This is a genomic window from Nocardia cyriacigeorgica (assembly GCF_010858045.1).
GTDB classification, from domain to species: domain Bacteria; phylum Actinomycetota; class Actinomycetes; order Mycobacteriales; family Mycobacteriaceae; genus Nocardia; species Nocardia cyriacigeorgica_E.
In genome coordinates this window covers 29,740-50,263 of sequence record NZ_JAAGVC010000039.1, presented here as the reverse complement: position 1 = coordinate 50,263, position 20,524 = coordinate 29,740, and the positions used below count along the sequence as shown (strand labels likewise).

Genomic DNA, 20,524 nt, shown 5'->3' with positions numbered 1-20,524 from the left:
GGGGTATTCGTCGCCGGATCGCTGGCTTGGGGTATGGCCTTCGACGGCTTCCGCCCCGGACCCCCTCTTAGTGGCCCTTCCCGGCAGTGAGGGCCCCACCACGGTGAACCTGGGCTCCCGCGAGTTCTGGGCGCACCCGGTGAGTTACCCGGATACTTCCGAAATCAGTCGTCGCGTCGGCCATGCGATGTAGTCGATCGCCGTCGCCGCGGCATTCAGCGATGCTCGGGCGCGGGCGAGGATGGTGCCGAGCGTTCACCCATACCGCTGCGATGCCTCCGGATGGTCGCCGGCGAAGGCGTTCCCACACCTCGCCCCCGTTGGCCATCAGCGACGTAGACGATCGTCTCGGCCAAGCCGCGGTATGCGTCGAGATCGGGGCTGCGGCCGCGAATCCGGCGATGGTGCCGTCGATTTCGGCGATCCATCGGCGGTCGGGTAGCCACGCCTTGGCGACGGGTGCGCCGCTGGGAGTTTCGGTGTGGAAGCCGGCCTCGCCCGTCGCGATGCCGTCAGTGTGGATCTCGCGCACGGCTTCCAATCGCTCTCGGTCATGCGCCCGACGGTGATGTCGTCGGGGAATATGGTGGGCTGCCCGATTCCGCCCGGATGCCGAAAGACGCCAGTAGGACAACCTGTGCCGACCGCAGAAGCGACGGGCCGAGTCAGGCCGGGCGTGGTGCGTACATGATGACCGCGACCCCGATCAGGCAGATGCCGGCACCGATCATGTCCCAGCGGTCGGGGCGGAAGCCGTCGAAGGCCATACCCCAAGCCAGCGATCCGGCGACGAATACCCCTCCGTAGGCGGCGAGGATGCGTCCGAAATTCGCATCGGGCTGCAACGTGGCGACGAAACCGTAGACGCCAAGCGCGATGACGCCCGCACCGATCCAGGCCCAGCCGCGGTGCTCGCGCACGCCCTGCCAGACCAGCCAGGCTCCGCCGATTTCAGCGACAGCCGCCAAGACGAACAACAGCACCGAACGCGCAACAGTCACAGCCGGTCAGCCTAGGCGGCGGGCCGAGCGCCATGGACGTGCCGGATAGTCATCGACACTGCCGCCCCATGCCCGGACGAGAGGCCCTTGCCGACGGAGGTAGGACGTTGTCCCCTACTCGGCACGACCGCGGGGCCCTTCCCTCCGGTCTGTGAACGGCACCGGGCAATCAGGGCTTTCGCTGCATGCGAGCAGGTCATCGCAGCCGGCCGCCAGCGCCGCACGCAGGGTGTCACGCACAGCGGTCAGCTCCGGGCTCGGCCGGTGACCGGCGCGCACATCGGCGGCGAAGAACCGGTCGAACTCGGCGATCCGGATCGGGCGGTCAACCGCCCGCACAGTCCGGTCCTGCGATCCGCGCAACCGTTCACCGGAAGTTCGCTTGCCGACCATTTCGATAACTGTCAATATCGATGCATGTCTAAACCAGGGTTGCTCGCGGCGGACTGCGTGTGCGCGCCGATTGTGCGTGAACCAGTGGATGCCGAGACCGCTGCCGAGTTGGCGGTGGTGTTCAAGGCGCTGTCGGACCCGATGCGGCTGCGGCTGCTGAGCACGATCGCCTCCCGGCGCGACGGTGAGGCCTGCGTGTGCGACCTGTCCGAAGGGATCGATCTGAGCCAGCCGACGATCTCGCATCACCTGAAGGTGCTGCGTGAGGCCGGTCTGATCACCAGCGAACGCCGGGCGTCCTGGGTGTATTACCGCGTGGTTCCGCAAGCCTTGCAGCGACTGTCGGATGTGCTGCTCGTGGAAAGCGGCGCCGCGGAGGTACGCGCGTGAGCGTCACCACCGAGACACCGACCCCGGTGGTCGGCAAGCTGTCCACCCTCGACCGCTTCCTACCCCTGTGGATCGGCGCGGCCATGGTCGCCGGGCTGTTGCTCGGCCGGATGATTCCCGGCCTCGGCGATGCGCTGAGCGCAGTGGAGATCGACGGGATCTCGCTGCCGATCGCGCTCGGGCTGCTGATCATGATGTACCCGGTGCTGGCGAAGGTCCGCTACGACCGGCTCGACAGCGTCACCGGAGATCGCAAACTGCTGCTCGGATCCCTGATCCTGAACTGGGTGCTCGGTCCGGCGCTGATGTTCGCGCTGGCCTGGCTGCTGCTGCCGGATCTGCCGGAATACCGGACCGGGTTGATCATCGTCGGGCTTGCCCGCTGTATCGCGATGGTCATCATCTGGAACGATCTCGCCTGCGGTGACCGGGAGGCCGCCGCGGTCCTCGTCGCGCTGAACTCGATCTTCCAGGTGATCATGTTCGCCGGGCTCGGCTGGTTCTATCTGTCGATCCTGCCCGGCTGGCTCGGCCTCGAACAGGCCACCATCGACGCGTCGCCATGGCAGATCGCGAAATCCGTGCTGATCTTCCTCGGCATCCCGCTGCTGGCCGGATTCCTCACCCGCCATTTCGGCGAGAAGGCCAAGGGCCGCGACTGGTACGAATCCACCCTGATCCCCCGCATCGGTCCGTGGGCACTGTACGGGCTGCTGTTCACGATCGTCATCTTGTTCGCGCTCCAGGGCGAGCAGATCACCTCCCGCCCGTTGGACGTGGTTCGCATCGCCGTCCCGCTGCTGGCCTACTTCGCGATCATGTGGGGCGGCGGCTACCTCCTCGGCGCCGTCATGGGCCTCGGTTACGAACGCACCACCACCCTCGCTTTCACCGCCGCGGGCAACAACTTCGAACTCGCCATCGCGGTCGCCATCGCCACCTACGGCGCCGCCTCCGGCCAAGCGCTCGCCGGCGTCGTCGGACCGCTCATCGAGGTCCCCGTCCTGGTCGGGCTCGTGTATGTGTCGCTGGCATTGCGCACACGGTTCCGCTCGGCCGGCAGGCCCACGTCGATTGCGGCGCACCCGCCAGCCGCACCCTGACAAACCGAGCACCCTCGCTGACCCGAAAGGCACACTCCCCCATGGCGAAAAAGCCCAGCGTCCTGTTCGTCTGCGTGCACAACGCAGGCCGCTCCCAGATGGCCGCCGGATTCCTCACCGCGCTGGCGGGAGACGACATCGAGGTCCGCTCGGCCGGCAGCGCCCCGGCCGATTCGATCAATCCCGCCGCGGTCGAGGCCATGGCCGAACTCGGGATCGACATCTCCGCGCAGACACCGAAGATCCTGACCTACGACGCCGTCGAAGCCTCCGATGTCGTCATCACCATGGGCTGCGGCGACACCTGCCCGGTGTTTCCCGGCACAAGCTACCGCGACTGGGTTCTCGAAGACCCAGCAGGCAAGGGCGTGGAATCGGTGCGCCCGATCCGCGACGAAATCAAGTCACGCGTGGAGGCACTCATCGCCGAACTGCTGCCCGCCCGCGCCTGACTGCCGAGGCAGCTCGACCTCCCTGCGCACCATCGAGGTATCCGAACCGGCACCGTTCTGCACATACCCGGAACCTGCGATCCCGATGTCGACCCGGCGCTGATCACATTCAGTCCCGACTTGGACCGAGTCCGCAGCAACGGTGGCGACATCCGTCGGGAACGAGACAGGTACGGCCAGCAAGCTCGGTCTCGCCGGAACGGCGACACCCCTACTCCGCCAACTACTCGACGCCTTCGGCATCGGCGTGCACCACATCGTCGATCTTGGTGACCGAGCGGTCCAGCTTCACCAGCGGCACACCCGCCAGCAGGGTCGGGATCACCGCGGAGAAACCGCGCAGCGAGCGCGGGTTATCGGTGTAGAGCTCGATCATTTCCTGGGTCATCCCCGCGCCGTGGGCTTCTTCGCACACGGCCGCGATCTGGGCTTCGGTCATTTCGGCTTCCCGGCGTAACCGACCCGCACCGCATCGGTGACGCCGGCGGTGGCCGATACCTTGAACCGATGCGTTCGCCCCGCTCGATCGCGTCGCGTTCGGCCACCACCTCGTAGGCCACGTCGCCGACGCTGCGCAACGTGGTGACACCGCTGTTCAGCTGGGTCGCGATATTGCGTCGGGTCCGGCCGGCGAGCATGCGCCTGCCCAGCGGCCCGCGCAGAAACCACATCGTCACCGGTTCGAGCGACTTGTTGGCGTAGATCGAGGGCAGTGGCCTGCCGTCAGGGCCGCCGCTTTGATCACCAGCCGGATGGTAGCCCGGCCGGATGCCATTGCGGGCCGATACGCCCCCGCTGGATTCCACCGGGAGAACCGAATCCGATGCCGGGAACACCCCTGCGGTTATCGTCGATCCATGGCAGTTGGCGTGCGGGAAGTAGCCGTATTCGAGGATTTCCGGCCTCGATTGGAGGCGATCGCGTACCGGCTACTCGGGTCGGCCGGCGACGCCGAGGACGCGGTGCAGGACACGTTCGTGCGCTGGCACGCCGCCGATCATGACGCGGTGGAAACACCACAGGCGTGGCTGACCAAGGTGCTCACCAACATCTGTCTCAACCAGCTCACCTCGGCGCGGGCGCGCCGTGAAGCCTATGTCGGCCAGTGGCTGCCCGAGCCGGTCTTGGCAGGCGACCGGATGGCGGGTCCGGCCGATACGGTCGAGCAGCGCGAATCGGTGTCGATCGCCATGCTCACGCTCATGGAAAAGCTCTCGGCCAGAGAGCGCGTCGTCTACGTGCTGCGTGAGGCATTCGGTTACCCGCACAGCGAGATCGCCGAGATCCTGGAGATCACCGAGGCCAACTGCACACAGATCTACCGGCGTGCCAAACAGCACCTGGTCAACGGCAAGACGCGCCGGGAGGTCGACGAGATCGCCGCGCGGAAGGTTGTCGAGGAGTTTCTCACCGCTTCGCTCAGCGGCGATATCGACGCGCTGGTGCGGATGCTCGCCGACGACGCGATCAGCATCGGCGATGGTGGCGGCATCGTCTTCTCGCTGCCGGAGCCGGTAACCGGTGCGTTGCGGGTGGCGCGGTTCTTGCGCCGTCTCTTCGAACCCAGCGAGGGCAAATGGGCCATGATCGGAGGCCGCGCCGACATCTTCGCCGGGATGGCCAACGGCATGCCCGCGCTGGTGATCACCGTCGGCGAGCGCATCGTCGGCATCATCAGCCTGGAGCTGACCACCGACGGTATCGCCTCCGTCCACACCCAGGGCAATCCCGCCAAGCTCGAACGCGCGACCCGGCATTGGGCGGCAGCTGGGCACGCCGAACCCCTCACCCAGGGCTGGTGATGTAGCTCACAGTCTGCTTCCTGTCAGATTTCGCGCTGCTGTCCGGTTCAGGTACCGAACACCACCGCCAGACAGGAGCAAGACCATGAAGCACCGCATCGTCGTCCTCGGCGCCGGCTACGCCGGAGCCAACGCCGCCGGCCGCCTCGCCCGGCGGCTGCACCCCGCCGACGTCGACATCACCCTCGTCAACGCCGACTCCGAGTTCGTCGAGCGGATCCGCATGCATCAGGTCGCGACCGGTCAGCGGCTTCGCCGCCGTTCGCTGACCGATGTGTTCGCCGGTACCGGTGTGCGCGTGCTGGTGGCGCGGGTCCAGGCGGTCGACGCCGACCGCAAGACCGTCACCCTCGCCGATGCCGACGGCGATCGCGCCATGACCTACGACACCCTCGTCTACGCCCTCGGCAGCGCCGCAGCACACGGCGGCGTGCCCGGAGTAGCCGAATACGCGCTCGATATCGCCGGTAAGCAGTCGGCGCTGCGGGTGCGCGATCGGCTGGCAGGCCTCGACGCGGGAGCGACCGTGCTGATCGCCGGTGGCGGGCTCACCGGCATCGAAGCCGCCTCCGAAATCGCCGACGCCCGACCGGATCTCGAGGTCGCCATCGCTGTGCGTGGCCGGCTCGGCGAGTGGCTGAGCGAGAAGGCACGGCAACACCTGCACACGGCGTTCGCCAGACTCGGTATCACCGTGCACGAGCACACCGACATCACGCGGGTCGAGCGTGACGGCGTGGTCGCCGTCGACGGGCGAACGATCCGATCGCAGCTCACGGTCTGGACAGCCGGATTCGCCGCGCACCCGATCGCCGCGGCCTCGACCCTCGAGGTGTCCGGCAGCGGGCAGATCGTTGTCGACGACACGATGCGGTCGATATCGCACCCGGATGTCTACGCCGTCGGGGACGCCGCGCTCGCACCCGGTAAGAACGGTGTGCCGCTGCGCATGTCCTGCGCGTCGGGAGTCCCGTCGGCTCAGTACGCCGCCGACGTCATCGCTGCCCGCTTGGCCGGCCGCGCGGTGCCGCGCAACGAGATCGGTTACTCCGCCCAGTGCATCAGCCTCGGCAGGCGTGACGGCATCGTGCAGTGGGTCACCCCGGACGACCGGCCCAAATCCTCCGCGGTGACCGGCCGATCGGCCGCGCGACTCAAGGAGTTCATCTGCAAGAGCGCTGTCTGGAGCACCTCACACCCGACCTCCATGATGCCGTCGCGCCGCCGCCGCGTCACCGCCATGGCGTAATAGCCAGGCCGCCGCTACCGCTATCGACACTGCCGCGCGGACCGTCACCCTCGACAGCGGGGCCACCCTGCACTACGACACGCTCGTCTACGCCCTCGGCAGCACCACCGACACCGGCATCGTCCCCGGCGCGGCCGAGCACGCCTGGACGCTCGACGACCCCCGCCTGGCCCGCGACTTCTCGAAGCGGCTGGCCGAGACCGCGGCCGCCGGCGGCACGGTCACCGTTTGCGGCGGCGGCCTCACCGGGATCGAGGCCGCCGCCGAAATCGCCGAAGCGCACCCTGGGGTGACCGTCAACCTGATCAGCGCCACCGAGCCCGGGGCGATGATGGGCGACAAGGCTCGCCGCTACATGAATCGCGTCCTGGACGAGCTGGGTGTGGTGCGCACCGTCGGAACGAAGGTCACCAAGGTGCTTCCCGATGCGGTGCACCTCGACAACGGCGACACCCTTGCCTCGGACCTCATCCTGTGGACCACCGGAGTAAAGGTGGCTCCCCTCGCCGCGCGGGCCGGAATCGCGACCGACGCGCGCGGGCTGATCGTCACCGATGCGACCCTGCGCTCGATATCGCACCCCGACATTCACGCCATCGGTGACGCCGCGCTGGTCCGTCAAGCGTGGGGGCAGTTGCACGGCACGTGCCAAAGCGGGGTTGTCACCGCCGATTACACCGCTTCGGTCATCGACCGGCTGCTGCGCGGCAAGCCGGTGAAGCCGTTGCGCTTCGGCTATTTCCACCAGCCGGTCAGCCTCGGCCGCAAGGACGCGGTCATCCAGTTCACCAATGCCGACGACACGCCGAACCGGTGGTACCTCACAGGCAGAGCGGCGGTCATCTACAAGGAGCAGGTCAGCAGCACCCCGCCGCTCGCCGCCAAGCTCAGCCGCCACGTCAAACTGCCGGTGCAGCTGTCGAAGGGCGGCCGCGCGACTCGCAAGACGCCGTGAGGCGCAAGTATCGCGTATCGCGGTCGATCGCACGTCCGCCTCGAGACACGGCCGGATCACGACGTGAGGCGTGTCCGTGACGGGGTGTGGTGACCGCGATGGCGGGTACCGCTACAGCAGGTCAGCGATCTGCCCGGGCAAATCGGTGATCAAGAGTGCACCGGTTCAGGCCATGACGCCGGTGCACTCGTCGCAACCGCCCGCGGTGATAGCCGCTTCCCGGGCGGAGCGCGGCCGTGGGGTTCGTGCCGCGCTGACCCGGGCGGGGTCAGCGGTCGGGGCGGCTCGGCGGGATCGCCTGGTCGATGAGGTCGACGGTGGCGCGGGGGTCGTCGACCTGGATGATCAGGCGGGCGTAGCGTTCGTCGCGCAGTTCGATGACGACGGCGCGGCTCGCGTCGCGGACGTCCCAGAACACCCGCTCACCCCCGGTGTAGAAGGTGCCTGCGGTGATGACGCCGGGCAGGTAGGTGCCGGGGGCGCGAATGCCCTTGGACTCCTTCACCACTCCGGGATCGACGGTCGCGCCGCGGACGTTGGCCAGCGGAATCTCCAGGCGGCTCTTCAGGGCCCAGAGTTTGCTCAGGCCCTCCATCTCGACGACCAGAGTTCTCTCGCGAATCGCTACCTTGGCCAACGTCATTCCTCTCGATCACGCTCGGACGGATGGGATAGGAGGCTTCCGCTCGCCCTGGCCCGCAGGCGCAGACCGAGGACCGTCGCCGACAGCGCGGCGGTGTCACCGGTGGGGGTGGCACCGTCCGACACAGCCGCGTCGAGCGCATCCAGGGCGGCGGCAATCTCGCGAGCGACGTCCGGATCGACCGGTGCACGCTCGACCGCCGCCAGCAACAGAAAGTCCAGATCGGCTGCCGCCGGCAAAGTTTCGCGCAGGTTCGGCTCGTCGACGACCCGTGCGAGCACTGGATGCAGCCGGTGCTCGACGTACCAACGCAGCGCGGCCAGATACAGGCCTCGCTTGCTTCCGAACACCTTGTACAGGCTGTTGCGATGGACGCCGAGCCGGTTCACCAGATCGTCCACCGACACACCGTCATAGGCCCGCTCGGCGAACAACCTCGCCGCCGCGGCGATCACCTCATCCTCGTCGAAACCCCGCGGCCTTCCCATGACCACAGCATGCCAGTTGAGGAACGATCAGTCAAGAACGATCGTTCCTGAACCGCGTGGAACGCCGCTGACCGGTGAGTTACGGCTCGGCCGGCGCGGTGGCAGCAACGGCCGGGACTCCGGAATCCGGCAGCCCCGCGTAATCGGGTAGCTCGACTCCATTGATGGCGCGCTCGACCAGCTCGGCGAACCACTCCCCGGTGAAATCGGGGCCCGGCTCACCATCGGTCCCGGTGACGTCGCGGCTGCGAGCGTTCAATCGGGCGATCTCCTGATTGGCCTCGACGAACGAGCGCATCCGCGCCTCGTAGCGGGCGAAACCGATCTCCGGATCCCATCCGGCAGCGGCCAACTCGCCGGCCAGCACGTAGGCGCCGACCAGCGCCAGCCCGGTGCCCTGGCCCGACATCGGCGAGGAACTGAACGCGGCGTCGCCGAGCAGCCCCACCCGCCCACGTGACCAGCGGTCCATGGCCACTTGGGCGACCTGGTCGAGATAGAAGTCCGGGGCATCGTCCAGGTGCGCGAGGATGCGCGGGGTCAACCAGCCGAAGCCGTCCATCCGCTCACGCAGCAGCCGCTTCTGCGCATCGATATCGCGGTAATCGACGTCGACGTCGGCCGCGGGAAAGGAGAACATCGCCATCGCCCGGGTGGCGTCCCGGATCGGCCGCAGCCCGGCCGAGCGCCCGGCCTCCTGATACTCGAGCAGCCAGGTATCGAGCCCGAACTCATTGGGGACGCTGAAGAAGGCCAGCACATGGCCGAGGTGGCGGACGAACTGCTCATGCGGTCCGAATACCATCGCGCGCAGCGCCGAATGCAGCCCGTCGGCGCCGACCACCAGCTCGAACCGCCGTCGATCACCGCTGCCGAAGACCACCTCGACCCCGTCCGCGTCCTGGGACAGCTCGGCGATCCGGTCGCCGAAGATGTATTCGACCTCCGCACGGGTGTCCTCGTAGAGCACCTGCGACAAGTCACCGCGCAGGATCTCGATCTCCGCGATGAAGCCGTCGCCGCCGTCGTCGTCCACGCGGAAGGTCTCCAGCACGTTCCCGTCCGCGTCCACGGTGTGTGCGCCGACGGTCTGGGTGCAGGCCGCGCGAACCGCGGAGTCCAGCCCCATCCGCCGGATGACGTCCTTGGTCACACCACGCGCGTCCACGGCCTGGCCACCGGGGCGCAGTTCGGCGGCTCGTTCCACCACGGTCACCGCGGCACCACGCCGGTGCAGCCAGTGGGCCAGCGCGGGCCCCGCTATGCTCGCTCCCGCCACCAACACCCTGATACCGCTCACCGCGCCTCCCACCTGCCCCACCGGATCATCGTCCGGATCGATTGGTTCCGACACACCGCAAGCGGTGCATCCAGAGGTATCGACGGCGGACACGCGAGGAATTCATCGGTGATGTCGGCACCGATGACGGACGCCGTCACTTCCGCAGGCGCGGCACACAGCGCAGCCGCCCGAGCCGGCTCATGTCGACCGAGCCTCGATATCGACGCGCATGAGCGCGATGCGTTCGGACCCCACCGAGTCCGAGCAGCATCATCCCCGTGACTGCCCGGCGGCGAGGCCACTCAACAGAGCGCGTGCCACGGCGGCGGCTTCGGCCCGGCCCTTCTCGACGTCGTCGGATTCGGCGATGGTCAGTGACATCTCGGTCAGCGCGCCGTACAGCGCGCTCGCCACCAATTCCGGCGGGTGCGGCTGTATCACGCCGGCGTCGAGCAGGGTGCGCGCGCCCTCGAGCACCAGGTTGTTCAGGTGACGCCGGTCCACTTCCCGCCAGCGCCGCCAGCCCAGTGCGATCGGAGCTTGCAGCAGCACGATATGGCGGTAATCGGGTTCCACGCAGACGTCGAGGAATGCCTCCAGACCACGATCGACACGTTCGGCCGGGTCCGTCGCGGAGTCGATGGCAGCTCTGATGCGTTGCGCTGCACGGACTTCCAGTTCGTCGACGACCGCCTCGAACAACCCCTTCTTGCCGTCGAAGTGGTGATACAGCGCACCTCGGGTCAATCCGGCGGTACGCACGAGCTCCTCGGCGGACAGATCGGTGTATTCCCGCTCCGCGAACAATCGCGCGGCGGTATCAAGTAGTGCCCGGCGAGTGTCCTCGATGTGCTTGTCACGCAGCGACGCCATACAGTACGTTTACCACATACACGCTGTATGTCAGATGCGCGGTGCATGATTCTGGAGGATCGAGATGGACAAGTCAGTGGATGTCGTCGTCATCGGTGCGGGCATCGCCGGCCTCGTCGCCGCCCGCGATCTGGTGCGCGCGGGCCACGAGGTGCTGGTACTGGAGGCGCGGGACCGGGTGGGCGGGCGGCTGCTCAACGCCGAGTTGCCCGGTGGCGCGCCCATCGAAGTCGGCGGCCAGTGGGTCGGCCCGACGCAGCATGCGGCGATGGCATTGATCACCGAACTGGGCTTGCAGACGCATCCGACGCACACCGCCGGCCGCCACATCGCCGAACTGGACACGGTCCGCTCCGAATACACCGGCCGGATTCCCGCGCTGAACCCCCTGGCCCTGGCCGACATCGCGCAGACACAGTGGCGACTGGACCGCATCGGGCGCCAGGTGTCGCGCATCGAACCCTGGCGGGCGCGACGAGCCGAGGCGCTGGATGCGCAGACATTCGACACCTGGTTGCGCCGCGCCACCCACACCGCGACAGGCCGGGCATTCTTCCGGGTGATCACCGAGGCGGTGTTCGCCACCGAACCGGCCGACATGTCGGCACTGTGGGCGAGCTTCTATCTCGGCGCGGGCGGCGGGGTCGATGCGATGATCGGCGTCGCAGGCGGCGCCCAGCAGGATCGGGTGGTCGGTGGGACCCAGATGATCGCGCTGACGCTGGCCGGCCGACTGGGCGACCGGGTAGTGCTGAACAGTCCGGTGACCGAGATCGACTGGGACGAGGCCGGTGTGCGGGTCCGGGCCGGCGGTGCCGTGGTGCGAGCGCGGCGCGCGGTGATCGCGGTGCCGCCGCCACTGGCCGCGCGCATCCGCTTCTCCCCCGGCCTGCCGGGCGACCGCGACCAGCTCGTCCAGCGGATGCCGATGGGCCGCGTCATCAAAGTCAACGTCGTCTACGACGAACCGTTCTGGCGCGCTGACGGATTGAGCGGCCAAGCCGTCAGCGACCGGCGGCCACTCGGGACGGTGTTCGACAACACCCCGCCGGACGGATCACCCGGGGTGATCGTCGGTTTCCTGGAGGGCCGCCACGCCGACGCGGGCTCACGATTGGATCCTGCCGACCGTCGCGCGCTCGTCGTCGACGACCTGGTCGGCTACTTCGGCCCGCGAGCCCGCACACCGATCGACTACATCGAAAAGGATTGGGCCGAAGAGGAATACAGCCGCGGCTGCTACGGCGCGTTCACCGCGCCCGGCACCCTCACCCGCTTCGGGCACGCCCTGCGACCCGCGATCGGCCCACTGCACTGGGCGGGCACCGAAACAGCCACCCGCTGGGCGGGTTACATCGACGGCGCCGCCGAATCCGGTCACCGTGTGGCGCGCGAGATCGATCCTCGGTGATGCTCTGTCCTTCCTGGACGGTCTGGCGCCCCTACTCGGCCTGGCGGTCGATCCGGTCGAGGTAGCGCCGCCGGACGTCGTCGTCGACGCCGTTGATGGCCGCGTCGTCGTGGAACAGCTTGCGGGCGGTCAGGAAGACACGCTCGGGGATGAAGGGGACGGTTTTCGTCGCGAACCCGACGTAGGAGGGGACGGCGATTTCCCCCGCGCGGGTTTTCACGGACCCGACGATCGCGGCGGCGATGTCCTCGGGGTCGACGGCGGGCAGTACGCCGAGGTCGATGCCCGAGCTCAACTCGGTACGCACCGCACTGGGTAGCACTGCCGTCACACTGACGCCGGTATCGGCCATTTCCAGTCGCACCGCGGCGGTCAGGCCGACCGCGGCGAACTTACTGGCGTTGTAGACCGCAAGGCCCTTGAGCGGAAATTTTCCGGCCAGCGACGCGACGTTGACGACGTGGCCCCGGCCGCGCTCCACCATGGCGGGAAGCACCAGGCGCATACCGGTGATGACGCCGTGGACGTTGACGTCCATCATCCTCCGGTCGATCCGCTCGGTCCCCTCAAGGAAGGCCCCGTTCGGCATGATCCCGGCGTTGTTCACCAGGACGTCGACGGGCCGGTCGTGTGTCCGCTCGGCGGCGGTGACGAACTCGGCGAACGAATCCGGGTCGGTGACGTCGAGGTGGTGCGCGCTCACGCCGGCACCGAGCTGCGCGGCCGCCTCCTGAGCGAGGCCGGCGTCGATATCACCGATCGCCACCCGTGCGCGCCGGGCCAGGAACGCCTGCGCGGTCGCCAGCCCGATGCCGCGGGCGCCGCCGGTGATGAGGACGAGAGCGCCCGCGAGGTCGATCGTGGGATAGCGGCTCATCTTGCGATCTCCTGACTGCTCACGCGGCGGTTCCGCGGTGCCGTTCGGCGAGGGCGGTGGCCATGGTGGCCGGGACGGCGGCGCGTGCGGCCGCCAGGGTCGCCGTGCGCCTGCGGACATCCATGAAGTTGGGGCCCATGACATCGAGTTCGGCGTGGCTGGGCTCGACGCGGACGACGGCGACACCGGCGCGGCGGAGGAGTTCGACCTCCCGGTTCAGCCGCTGGGTCATCGCATGCCGCATGAGCCGTTCCAACCGCGACAAACCGCGGGCGGGTGCGCCGCCGTGTGAGGTCATCGGGGCGATCACGACGACCTCGTCGACGTCGGCGTCGAGCAGCAGATCCGCGGACGCGGTGGAGCACGCGCCGCCGTCGATCAGGTCGCGGCCGCCGATCCGGACCGGTGGAAACCATCCGGGGATGGCCCACGAGGCGGCGATCGCCTCGCCGAGTGACGCCGACGGTGCGCCCGGTGCGCCGAGGGTGACGCGCTCGCCGGTGCGTACGTCGGTGGTGCCGATCCACAGCGCCGGATGGTCCACCCAGCCCGCGTCGTTGCTCAGGGCGGCGCCGAGCGTGCGCAGCCACGAGGCGTCGCCGCGGCCACGGGGCAGCAGGCCCGCCGCGGCCACCAGTGGTGGCGCGTCCCCGGTGACGAGCCGGGCTGTCATCCCGAACCCGGGCCAGCGGGGAGCCGGCAGCGGCGGCAGCATTCCCGGGTGGTAGGCGAGGTGCTCGCGCAGCCGGGCATCGGTGGCGCGGCCGTCCAGGGCGTCGTTGATCTCGCGGACGCTGATCCCCGCGCCGAGGATCGCCCCCATTTCGGCGCCGGCCGAGGCACCGACGATAGCGACGGCCTCGCGCGCATCCCAGCCCATGGCTCGTTTGACGGCCGCCAGTGCGGCCGCCGACCAGGCGAATCCGAGTGTCCCGCCGCACCCGAGTGCGAGTCCGCGGCGCGTCATCGACCGCCGCCGCGGAATGAAATGTCGTGAACGGAACCGTGCGTCATGAACGGAACGGTATGTCATTTCGAGGGGCCGGGCAACGAGCACACGACGATTCCGCCGATGCCGGCCATCCGAGCGCATACCCGGCGGTTCGAACCACGACCGGCCCCGCTGCGTATGCCACTACGACGTCGTGGAGGTTACGCATGCGGGTGAACAGGGCGACGGTGGATCTGTCGGGGTATCCGGACCTCGTGGTGATCTACCTGGGGATGCGGGTACGCAGGCCGCGCGGAATGCTGCGGCTGCTCGGGGTGGGCCCGAAGCTGTATCGATCTCATCGGGATCGGCCCGACGGGCTGCTGTCCCACGAAGACGTCATCTGGTCACTGTTCCCGCCGCACTGGGGTGCGCGCCAGTACTGGCGTGATCTCGACAGCCTGGAGCGATGGACCCGATCAGCGCCGCACCGCGACTGGTGGCAGCAATTCCTGCGGGATTCCGGCGGCACCGGCTTCTGGCACGAGGCCTACTTCCTGCGCGGCGGCATCGACGCCATGTACGACGACATGAGCACCACCACCGGACTCAGCCGATTCGCCCCGGTCCGGGCCAGCCGCGGCCGCATGTTCTCCACCCGCGGCCGCGTACACGGCGAACCCGCGGCATATCCACCGGTGGTGACCGAAACCGATTACTATCCGGGCGATTCCGTAGGATAGGAACGGATTCGCCGGCATCGCGCAATACTCGCGACACACCCGAACTCGAATGGACATCGCGCGGCGATTGTGTACGGGACGCTAAGCGCAGATGAATATGTGGCCGAGCGAGTGTGATTTTGCACTTTTCGTACTTCTGGTCGGTAATCGGGCGATTTACCGTATCCGCATGCACGTCCTGTTCGTCTGCAATGGCAATGTGTGCCGTTCGGTCATCGCCGAACGGCTCGCCCGCGCCATCGCGATCGAACACGGCCTCACCGGGCTCACCGCGGAAAGCGCCGGGACCCGCGCGCTGGTCGGTTTCCCGGTCGAGCCGCTGGCCGCGCAGACCATCGCGGGCCTGGGCGCCGACCCGGACAACTTCCGGGCCCGCAAACTCAAACCCGAGCACATCGACCGCGCGGATCTGGTGCTGGCCATGACCGAACAGATCCGAGATCAGGCCGCCGCCATGGCTTTCGGGGCCGCGGCACGCACCTTCACCCTGCTCGAGGCGCACCGCATCGCCAAGGTCACCGGCGCGCGCACCGTCGCCGAATTGCATCGGGCCCGCAATGATCTGTCGCTGGTCGGCCGGGAGAATATCGCCGACCCGGTCGGCCTGTCCGAACCCGCCTACTGCGCCGTCGGCGACCGCATCGCCGAAGCCCTGCTGCCGCTGCTGCTGGCCCTCGACACCGGCGCACCGCAGCCCGAAGATGCCGAGCATCCGGGGCTTGTTCTGCAACCGGCGCACGGCCCCGCTCCGCTGGCAACGTTTCTGGCCGCTCAGCGCACGGGCTGGTATGCCTGACGCCCGCGCGGTTACGGACTACACTCCCGCGAAAAGACCTCCGCCGTCGACGTTTAGACCCGGTGGCGCCCTCCGCACACACGACAGGAATCAGACATGCCGAAACGCATTTCGGATGTTTCGCTCCATGTTTATGTGACACCGGAAAACCTCGAACGCATCGTCGATGCCGTGCGAACGGCCCTCGACGACCACCTACAAGACCGCGATGTGTTCGCCTGGCGGTTCACCCTGCCCGCCGCGCCCGACGATCCCTTGCATCGGGAATTCGAAAACAGCTGGCGCACAGCCCATTCCGGTGCCGCGCCGGAAGGGCACGGCACCTACGAAATCGCACTGAGCCTGGTGGGCGATCCCACCGAATTGACCGATGCCGACATGGTGGCGCTCCAGAACCGTCTGCGCGCCGGCCTCGACAGCGTCACCACCGCCGATACCCCGCTGACGATCCGCGCCCACCAGCGCACCGACGTCGACCTCTACCCCACCATCGAACGGATCTGAGCCGCGCAGGCGCCCGGCACCCGGGCGCCTGCCGGCACGATCAGCGGCGGGCCGGGAAGTGGCGGATCAGCCCTTCCTGCACCGTGGTCGCGAGCAGTTCGCCGCTGCGGGAGTAGAAGCGGCCGGTGGCCAGGCCGCGCGAGCCCGCCGCCACCGGGGATTCGGTCGCGTAGAGCGCCCAGTCGTCGAAGCGGAACGGGCGGTGGAACCAGATGGAATGGTTCACCGTCGCCGCGACGATGCGATCCAGGCCCCAGGACAGACCATGGGTGGTGATGATCGAATCGAGCACCGTGGTGTCGGAGGAGTAGCCGAGGGTCGCGACGTGGATCAGCGGATCGTCGGGCAGGATGCCGTCGGCGCGCATCCAGACCCGGTTGTGGTTGAGCCGCTCACCGGTGCCCTTGAGGATCCAGGCCGGATCGTTGGTGTAGCGCATATCGATCGGATGCGGGGCGTTGACGAACATCTCCAGCTTGTCCTCCAAGCCTTCGAAGCTCTCCTCCACCCGCGGCAACGTCTCCGGATCCGGGACCTTCGGCTGCTCGTGGGCATGCTCGAGGCCCTTGCCCCAGTCCTGGAAGGCGGCGAGCATGACGAACAGTTCCTGCCCGTCCTGGCTGGCGGTGACGGTCCGGTTGGCGAACGAGCGACCGTCGCGGTGGCGGTCCACCCGGTACTCGATCGGCTTCTTCACATCGCCGCCGCGCACGAAATGCGCGTTGACAGCGTGCACCGGACGGTCGCCGACCGTCCGGCCCGCGGCCATGATCGCCTGCGACACCAGCTGCCCGCCGAACGTGCGGCTCCACACCTTCTCCGGGTGCTGACCGACGAACACGTCCTCGTCGACCTGTTCCAGATCCAGCAGATCCAGCAGTACGTCCAGATCGGTACGCTGCGCCCGCGTCACATCGACGCCGACGGAGTCGTCAAGCGAAACGCTCACTCTAATGGTCCTCCTCACCGATACGGTGCACGTGGATCAGGTTGGTGGAACCGACGGTACCGGGCGGGGAGCCGGCCACGATGACGACCAGGTCGCCCTTCTGGTACCGGTTCATGCTCAGCAGCGCCTGATCGACCTGTTTGATCATGGCGTCGGTGCTGTCCACCGTAGGCACGATGAACGTTTCGGTGCCCCACGTCAAGGCCAGCTGGCTGCGCACCTCCGGCAGCGGGGTGAACGCGAGCAGCGGCAGCGGGGTGTGCAGGCGGGCCAGCCTGCGCACCGTATCGCCGGACTGGGTGAAGGCCACCAGCGCCTTGGCGTTGAGCCGCTCACCGATATCGCGGGCGGCGTAGGAGATGACGCCGCGCTTGGTGCGCGGCACATGCGTCAGCGGCGGCACCCGGGTGGATTCGGTCTCCACCGCGTGCACGATGCGCGCCATGGTGCGCACCGTCTCGATCGGGTAGGCGCCGACCGAGGTCTCACCGGACAGCATCACCGCGTCGGCGCCGTCGAGCACCGCGTTGGCGACATCGGAGGCCTCGGCCCGGGTGGGCCGGGAGTTCTCGATCATCGACTCCAGCATCTGGGTCGCCACGATGACGGGTTTGGCGTTCTCCCTTGCCATTTGGATGGCGCGCTTCTGCACGATCGGCACCTGCTCGAGCGGCAGTTCCACACCGAGGTCACCGCGCGCGACCATGACCGCGTCGAAGGCGAGCACGACGGCCTCGAGGTTGTCGATCGCCTCGGGCTTTTCCAGTTTGCCGATCACCGGCACCCGCCGGCCGACGCGATCCATCACGTCGTGCACCAGCTCGACATCCGACGGCGAACGCACGAATGACAGCGCGATGAAGTCGACGCCCAGTTTCAGGGCGAATTCCAGGTCTTCGATGTCCTTGTCCGACAGGGCGGGCACCGACACGTCCATGCCGGGCAGCGACACGCCCTTGTTGTTGCTGACCGGGCCGCCCTCGGTGACCCGGCACACGACGTCGTTACCGTCGACGGCGGTGACCGTCAGGCCGACCTTGCCATCGTCGACGAGCAGGCGGTCGCCGGGCTTGGCGTCGGCGGCGAGTTCTTTGTAGGTGGTGGAGACGCGGTCGTGGGTGCCGTCACAGTCCTCGACGGTGATGCGCACCTCTTCGCCCGTCGCCCACACCGTCCGGCCTTCGATGAAGCGGCCGAGGCGGATCTTGGGGCCCTGTAGATCGGCGAGAATGCCGACGGCGCGGCCGACGTGGTCGGCGGCCTGCCGCACCTTCTTGTAGTTGTCGGCATGGTCGGAGTGCTCACCGTGGCTGAAGTTCAGCCGCGCCACGTCCATACCGCTCTCGACGAGTTCTCGAATACGGTCCTCGGTGGCAGTGGCCGGTCCGAGGGTGCACACAATCTTCGTCCGTCGCATCACGAGTAGAGCCTAGTCCCGACCGCGGTGTGGGTCGCGTCGTGGATGCGCCGAGTCGCCGCGTGACAGTGCCGAGGCGCCGCGTGACAGTGCCGAGGCGCCGCGTGGCAGTGCGGGGCCGCCGGGTGGGTGCACGGAATCGCCGGGCCGGGCCGGCTCACCGGGCGCTGAGTGAACGCGCGTAGTTCACCTGATGCAGCAGCATCGGGAAGGTCTGCTGATTCTGCGCCGGGATCATCGTGGAGTGGTAGCGGCCCTCGCTGGTGACCGTCACCTGGACGTAGCCGACCGTGGTCTTCTCCTTGACCAGCAGAAACAGCAGGCCGAGGAAGCACGCCGGGAACAGCAGGATCGCCAGCACCACCGCGTAGGTGGGAATCTTCTCCGAGGTCTGCGACATATCGGTGATCGTCCAGACCGCACCGCGCAACGGCATCGTGCCCGCCGGAGTGGTCACCGAATCCTCGGAGACGCCGATATCGCCGATGGACATCACGAACCCGCCCGGCACGCCGAACGGCATCGGACCGGCCGTGCCCGGCGGCATCGACGGATACATCACACCCGCCATGGGTGGGAAAACTGCGGTGTGTTGCGGCCCGGCGGGTCGCTGTGCACCGGTCACCGGCCGGGCGGGACCGCCGTCGGCGGGGTAGGCCTGATCGCCCGGATGTGATGGTGGTGGATCGGTGGCCTTGCGCAGACTCGGCCCGGTGCCGGGCGGGCCGTACCGCGGGCCACCGGTTCCCGGCGCGTTCGGATCATTGCCGGCCACTCGCGTCCTCCTGTCTCCCGGGCGCTCGCGCCGCCCCCCCGGTCAGCTCACCTCTTCGCCCAACCATGCGGCCCGCGACGGACCCCACCGCTCCCATTCTGTCGGGACGGAGCGCGGTTGTCGCTCGAACCCGATCATGGACTCCCAGCGCTGTCCTCCGCCGGCCGCGAAGGATCGGCGGTGAGCCCGGGCCGCCGGACATGACTGTCGCCCGCCTCTGAGCGACAACGCGCGACAATGTCGCTCAAAGGTGGGCGAAAGGACCCTTCGAGCGGACTAACCGCCCTTCTGCACCGCGGACTGCGTCGGCTCGGCGTCGCCATCGGTGCTCGTCTCGGCGCCGGCGTCGGACTCGGCTGTCCGGCTCGCGGCGTCGGCCGGCGCTTCCGACTCGTCCGCGTCGGCACCGGAAGCGCCGCCCTCCGCCGACTTCGTGTCCTTGCCGCTCTCGTCGGCTCCCGCATCCTCGGCCGCAGGGGCACGGCGCAGGGCGCCGATCTGCCACGGCCACGGGCGCGGTTCGGCGCCGGGCTGCAGTTGTGCCGGCGTCTCGCGGCCCTTCGTCGCGAAGACGAAGTAAGCGATGGCGGCGAGGAAGACCAGGGCCGAGGTGAAGGAGTTGATGCGGATGCCCGCGATATGGGTGGCCTCGTCGTCGCGCATGAGTTCGACGAAGAACCGGCCGAAGCTGTAGCCGGCGACGTAGAGCGCGAACAGGCGGCCGTGGCCGATGCGGAAACGCTTGTCGACGTACACCAGCAGCAGCACCACCAGCACGTTCCACAGCAATTCGTACAGGAACGTCGGGTGCACGACCTTCTCCACCACGCCGGTGGAGACGCCGTTCATCATGTCGAGGCGGCCCTGGTCGTCGAAGCGCTGGTAGATCTCGAGGCCCCAGGGCACCTCGGTCTCGCGACCGTAGAGTTCCTGGTTGAAGTAGTTGCCGAGGCGGCCGATGGCCTGCGCCAGCAGGATCGGCGGAGCGATGGCGTCACCGAGGGCCGGCAGCGGGATCTTGTAGACGCGGCAGCCGATCCAGGCGCCGACACCGCCGAGGAAGACCGCGCCCCAGATGCCGAGGCCGCCCTGATAGATCTTCAGCGCGTCCATCGGGTTGCCGTCGGCGCCGAAGTACTTCTGCCAGTCGGTGGCGACGTGGTAGAGCCTGCCGCCGATGAGACCGAACGGAACCGCGAACATCGCCACGTCCAGCACCGCGCCCTGCTGTCCGCCGCGCTCGCGCCAGCGCCGCTCACCCCACCAGATGGCGACGATGATGCCGGCGATGATGCACAGCGCGTAGGCCCGCAGCGGGAAGGGCCCGACCTGCCACACGCCCTGCGGCGGGCTGGGGAGATAGGCGAGCACGTCGGCGGTGGCGGCGCTCAGGACACCGTCACCCGGCGTGCCGATGCTGGAAACACTGTCTGCCAGGACTCGTAAGGTCACGGGGGCCACCGTAGTCGAGGAGCGCGACGGTGCGCCTT

23 protein-coding genes are annotated in these 20,524 nt (G+C 68.3%); 10 read left to right on the top strand and 13 right to left on the bottom strand.

The window, feature by feature from the left end; genetic code table 11:
- Positions 1-665: 665 nt before the first annotated feature.
- Positions 666-1,001 (bottom strand): YnfA family protein, encoded by a 336-nt coding sequence (locus tag GV790_RS23930; protein ID WP_163816290.1) that lies wholly within the window; start codon positions 999-1,001, stop codon positions 666-668.
- A gap of 114 nt (positions 1,002-1,115) precedes the next feature.
- Positions 1,116-1,394 (bottom strand): hypothetical protein, encoded by a 279-nt coding sequence (locus GV790_RS30810; protein WP_218586462.1) that lies wholly within the window; start codon positions 1,392-1,394, stop codon positions 1,116-1,118.
- A 24-nt stretch (positions 1,395-1,418) separates the two neighbouring features.
- On the opposite strand from GV790_RS30810, the gene GV790_RS23920 reads away from it, so the two are divergent.
- From GV790_RS23920 to GV790_RS23910, 3 genes are read left to right on the top strand one after another with little or no spacing between them, the layout of a single operon-like run.
- Positions 1,419-1,784, top strand: a complete 366-nt coding sequence (locus GV790_RS23920) for an ArsR/SmtB family transcription factor (protein WP_163816288.1) — start codon at positions 1,419-1,421, stop codon at positions 1,782-1,784.
- Positions 1,781-2,887, top strand: coding sequence for an ACR3 family arsenite efflux transporter (gene arsB / locus GV790_RS23915; RefSeq protein ID WP_163816286.1), 1,107 nt, complete (start codon positions 1,781-1,783; stop codon positions 2,885-2,887). Before GV790_RS23920 ends, arsB begins: the two co-directional genes overlap by 4 nt.
- A gap of 41 nt (positions 2,888-2,928) precedes the next feature.
- On the top strand, positions 2,929-3,339 hold the full coding sequence (locus GV790_RS23910) for an arsenate reductase ArsC (RefSeq protein WP_163816284.1): 411 nt from the start codon (positions 2,929-2,931) through the stop codon (positions 3,337-3,339).
- A gap of 223 nt (positions 3,340-3,562) precedes the next feature.
- Here GV790_RS23910 and GV790_RS23900 read toward each other — a convergent pair whose 3' ends face one another.
- On the bottom strand, positions 3,563-3,778 hold the full coding sequence (locus GV790_RS23900; RefSeq protein ID WP_163816282.1) for a hypothetical protein: 216 nt from the start codon (positions 3,776-3,778) through the stop codon (positions 3,563-3,565).
- A gap of 418 nt (positions 3,779-4,196) precedes the next feature.
- On the opposite strand from GV790_RS23900, the gene sigJ reads away from it, so the two are divergent.
- From sigJ to GV790_RS23885, 3 genes are all read left to right on the top strand, one after another.
- A complete protein-coding gene (gene sigJ, locus GV790_RS23895) occupies positions 4,197-5,141 on the top strand; it encodes an RNA polymerase sigma factor SigJ (RefSeq protein ID WP_163816280.1) in 945 nt (314 codons plus the stop codon).
- 85 nt (positions 5,142-5,226) lie between these two features.
- Complete coding sequence (locus tag GV790_RS23890; protein ID WP_163816278.1) at positions 5,227-6,390, top strand: NAD(P)/FAD-dependent oxidoreductase; 1,164 nt, start codon at positions 5,227-5,229, stop codon at positions 6,388-6,390.
- A 22-nt stretch (positions 6,391-6,412) separates the two neighbouring features.
- Positions 6,413-7,345: an NAD(P)/FAD-dependent oxidoreductase gene (locus GV790_RS23885; protein ID WP_163816305.1), complete on the top strand. Its 933-nt coding sequence runs from the start codon at positions 6,413-6,415 to the stop codon at positions 7,343-7,345.
- Positions 7,346-7,613: 268 nt separating this feature from the next.
- Here GV790_RS23885 and GV790_RS23880 read toward each other — a convergent pair whose 3' ends face one another.
- The 4 genes from GV790_RS23880 to GV790_RS23865 form a co-directional block, all read right to left on the bottom strand.
- Positions 7,614-7,988: a hypothetical protein gene (locus GV790_RS23880; RefSeq protein ID WP_175585992.1), complete on the bottom strand. Its 375-nt coding sequence runs from the start codon at positions 7,986-7,988 to the stop codon at positions 7,614-7,616.
- On the bottom strand, positions 7,985-8,476 hold the full coding sequence (locus tag GV790_RS23875; protein ID WP_163816274.1) for a TetR/AcrR family transcriptional regulator: 492 nt from the start codon (positions 8,474-8,476) through the stop codon (positions 7,985-7,987). The genes GV790_RS23880 and GV790_RS23875 overlap by 4 nt, the downstream gene beginning before the upstream one ends.
- Before the next feature lie 79 nt (positions 8,477-8,555).
- Entirely contained in the window at positions 8,556-9,830 is a 1,275-nt protein-coding gene (locus tag GV790_RS23870; RefSeq protein ID WP_280211749.1) for an FAD-dependent monooxygenase, read from the bottom strand.
- Between the two features lie 198 nt (positions 9,831-10,028).
- A complete protein-coding gene (locus GV790_RS23865) occupies positions 10,029-10,631 on the bottom strand; it encodes a TetR/AcrR family transcriptional regulator (RefSeq protein WP_163816272.1) in 603 nt (200 codons plus the stop codon).
- 64 nt (positions 10,632-10,695) lie between these two features.
- Here GV790_RS23865 and GV790_RS23860 point away from each other — a divergent pair, with 64 nt between their 5' ends.
- Positions 10,696-12,042, top strand: a complete 1,347-nt coding sequence (locus tag GV790_RS23860) for a flavin monoamine oxidase family protein (RefSeq protein WP_163816270.1) — start codon at positions 10,696-10,698, stop codon at positions 12,040-12,042.
- Positions 12,043-12,073: 31 nt separating this feature from the next.
- Here GV790_RS23860 and GV790_RS23855 read toward each other — a convergent pair whose 3' ends face one another.
- Positions 12,074-12,919 carry an SDR family oxidoreductase gene (locus GV790_RS23855; protein WP_163816268.1) on the bottom strand — a complete coding sequence of 282 codons (846 nt, stop codon included), beginning with the start codon at positions 12,917-12,919 and terminating at the stop codon, positions 12,074-12,076.
- Between the two features lie 19 nt (positions 12,920-12,938).
- Positions 12,939-13,886, bottom strand: coding sequence for a patatin-like phospholipase family protein (locus tag GV790_RS23850; RefSeq protein ID WP_163816266.1), 948 nt, complete (start codon positions 13,884-13,886; stop codon positions 12,939-12,941).
- 191 nt (positions 13,887-14,077) lie between these two features.
- On the opposite strand from GV790_RS23850, the gene GV790_RS23845 reads away from it, so the two are divergent.
- The 3 genes from GV790_RS23845 (at position 14,078) to GV790_RS23835 (ending at position 15,893) form a co-directional block, all read left to right on the top strand.
- Positions 14,078-14,593 carry a monooxygenase family protein gene (locus tag GV790_RS23845; RefSeq protein WP_163816265.1) on the top strand — a complete coding sequence of 172 codons (516 nt, stop codon included), beginning with the start codon at positions 14,078-14,080 and terminating at the stop codon, positions 14,591-14,593.
- Positions 14,594-14,762: 169 nt separating this feature from the next.
- Positions 14,763-15,389 carry an arsenate reductase/protein-tyrosine-phosphatase family protein gene (locus GV790_RS23840; RefSeq protein WP_163816263.1) on the top strand — a complete coding sequence of 209 codons (627 nt, stop codon included), beginning with the start codon at positions 14,763-14,765 and terminating at the stop codon, positions 15,387-15,389.
- 96 nt (positions 15,390-15,485) lie between these two features.
- Positions 15,486-15,893, top strand: a complete 408-nt coding sequence (locus tag GV790_RS23835) for a hypothetical protein (protein WP_163816261.1) — start codon at positions 15,486-15,488, stop codon at positions 15,891-15,893.
- Between the two features lie 40 nt (positions 15,894-15,933).
- Here GV790_RS23835 and GV790_RS23830 read toward each other — a convergent pair whose 3' ends face one another.
- From GV790_RS23830 to lgt, 4 genes are all read right to left on the bottom strand, one after another.
- Positions 15,934-16,842, bottom strand: a complete 909-nt coding sequence (locus tag GV790_RS23830; protein WP_375139421.1) for an acyl-CoA thioesterase — start codon at positions 16,840-16,842, stop codon at positions 15,934-15,936.
- A 1-nt stretch (position 16,843) separates the two neighbouring features.
- Positions 16,844-18,262 carry a pyruvate kinase gene (gene pyk, locus GV790_RS23825; RefSeq protein ID WP_175585991.1) on the bottom strand — a complete coding sequence of 473 codons (1,419 nt, stop codon included), beginning with the start codon at positions 18,260-18,262 and terminating at the stop codon, positions 16,844-16,846.
- A 154-nt stretch (positions 18,263-18,416) separates the two neighbouring features.
- On the bottom strand, positions 18,417-19,034 hold the full coding sequence (locus GV790_RS23820; RefSeq protein WP_163816259.1) for a hypothetical protein: 618 nt from the start codon (positions 19,032-19,034) through the stop codon (positions 18,417-18,419).
- A 276-nt stretch (positions 19,035-19,310) separates the two neighbouring features.
- The gene (lgt, locus tag GV790_RS23815) at positions 19,311-20,426 is read right to left on the bottom strand and encodes a prolipoprotein diacylglyceryl transferase (protein ID WP_163816298.1); all 1,116 of its coding nucleotides are present in this window, start codon (positions 20,424-20,426) and stop codon (positions 19,311-19,313) included.
- Between the last annotated feature and the right edge of the window lie 98 nt (positions 20,427-20,524).